1 pseudogene is annotated in these 1,952 nt (G+C 78.4%); it reads right to left on the bottom strand.

Going from position 1 to position 1,952, the window contains the following annotated elements:
• Positions 1-411: 411 nt before the first annotated feature.
• A pseudogene (locus tag GT045_RS11915) lies at positions 412-1,952 on the bottom strand (histidine kinase); the annotation flags it as partial.

Raw genomic sequence — 1,952 nt, forward strand, 5'->3', positions numbered from 1 at the left:
GGACCGGAGCGGGAGCCGGACCGGAGCGGGAGCCGGACCGGAGCGGGACCGGGACTGGGACCGGGGCCGGGAGCCGGACCGGGACAGAGCCGGACCGGGGGCCGGACTGGACCGGAGCGGGAGTGGGAGCCGGAGCCGGAGCTAGGACCGGAGCTGGAAACCGAACCGGACTTGGACCGGACCGGGACCAGGACCGGGACCGGGACCGGGACCGGGGAATGTGCCCGGGACCGGCAGTCGCGGGACGCGGCCGGCGTCCAGTGAATGCCGGGCCGGCGTCCGGTGGGTGCCCGGCCGACGTTCGCTGGGTGCCGGGCCGGCGTCCGGTGGGTGCCCGGTGGGTGCCGGCCCGGCGCTCGGTGGGTGCCGGGCCGGTGTCCGGTCGTTGCCGGGGTGCCTGGTGTCCGGTGTCTAGTTGGTCCCGATCCGGGCCAGCAGGTCCACGATCCGGCTCTGCACCTCGGTGCTGGTGGACCGCTCGGCGAGGAACAGCACCGTCTCACCCGAGGCCAGCCGCGGCAGTTCGGCCTGGTCGACAGCGGCGGTGTAGACGACCAGCGGGGTGCGGTCCAGCAGACCGTTCGCCCGCAGCCAGTCCACGATCCCGGCCCGTCGGCGGTGCACCTGCATCAGGTCCATCACGACCAGGTTCGGCCGGAACTGCCCCGCGAGCGTCACCGCGTCGTTGTCGCTCGCGGCCCGCGCCACCTGCATCCCGCGCCGCTCCAGCGCCGCGGTCAGCGCCAGCGCGATCTCCGCGTGCTCCTCGATGAGCAGCACCCGCGGCGGATGCTGCTCGCTGTCCCGGGGAGCGAGCGCCTTCAGCAGCACGGCGGGGTCGGCGCCGTACGCCGCCTCGCGCGTCGCCTGCCCGAGCCCGGCCGTGACCAGCACCGGGACCTCGGCGGCCACGGCGGCCTGGCGCAGCGACTGCAGAGCCGTCCGCGTGATGGGACCGGTCAGCGGGTCCACGAACAGTGCGGCGGGGAAGGCCGCGATCTGCGCGTCGACCTCCTCACGCGAATGCACGATGACCGGCCGGTAGCCACGGTCGCTGAGCGCCTGCTGCGTCGTCACGTCCGGCGCGGGCCACACCAGCAGCCGGCGCGGATTGTCCAGCGGCTCCGGGGGCAGCTCGTCGTCCAGGGGCTGCGGGCGCGGGGTGTCCGCCACCTCCACGGCGCCGCCGGGACCGTCCAGCGGCTCGGGCCCCTCGGCTGCGTCGGGCTCCGGCGCGCCTATGGCGTACGACCGCCCCGCCCCCTCGGTGCCCGGGACCGGCCGGGGCTGGCCGCCGAGCGAGGGCTGCGGCACGGATGGCTGACCGGCCGTCACCGGCTGCGCCGCCGACGGCTGGCCGGCGAGCGCGGACTGACCGGCGAGCGACGGCTGCGCCGGCGCCGGTTCGGCCGACGGGTGCGGCCGGGCCGCCTGGTCCGGCTTCGGATCGGGACGGGTGGCCGGGTCGGGGGGTGTGCCCAGCTTGCGCCGCCGGCCCGATCCGCCGGGTGCGTGCGGCGGCGGCGTCGCCGTCGGCTGCTGCACCGGGGCGGCCTGCCGGGCGAACGGCACGCCCTGGCCGAGCGTGCGGACGGAGATCGCCCGCCCCTGCGTGGAGTCCGGGTCGAACGGCGCGGCGCCCGCTGCCTCGGCGGGCAACGGCTGCGCGGCCCGCTGCGGCCGGCCGCCGACCGCTCCGGCGGGAAGCGGGGTGCCGGGAGCCGGGGTGCCGGGAGCTGGGGTGCCGGCCGCCGGGACGGCGGGGGCCGGGGTCCCCGTGCCGGTGGTGTCACCGGTACCGGGCCACTGCTGCGGGACGCCGGGCGTCACCGGCGCGGCGGGGGTCCCCTGCACCGGTACCTGCCCGGTGCCGGTCTCGGCGGGCAGCGGCAGCGCCCCCGGGGTACCGGCGGGAGGCGTGCCCGGCCGCGCGGCGGCCGGGGACTGCGGAG

It is taken from the genome of Streptomyces sp. SID486, assembly GCF_009865385.1.
In the GTDB taxonomy this organism is placed as follows: Bacteria; Actinomycetota; Actinomycetes; order Streptomycetales; family Streptomycetaceae; genus Streptomyces.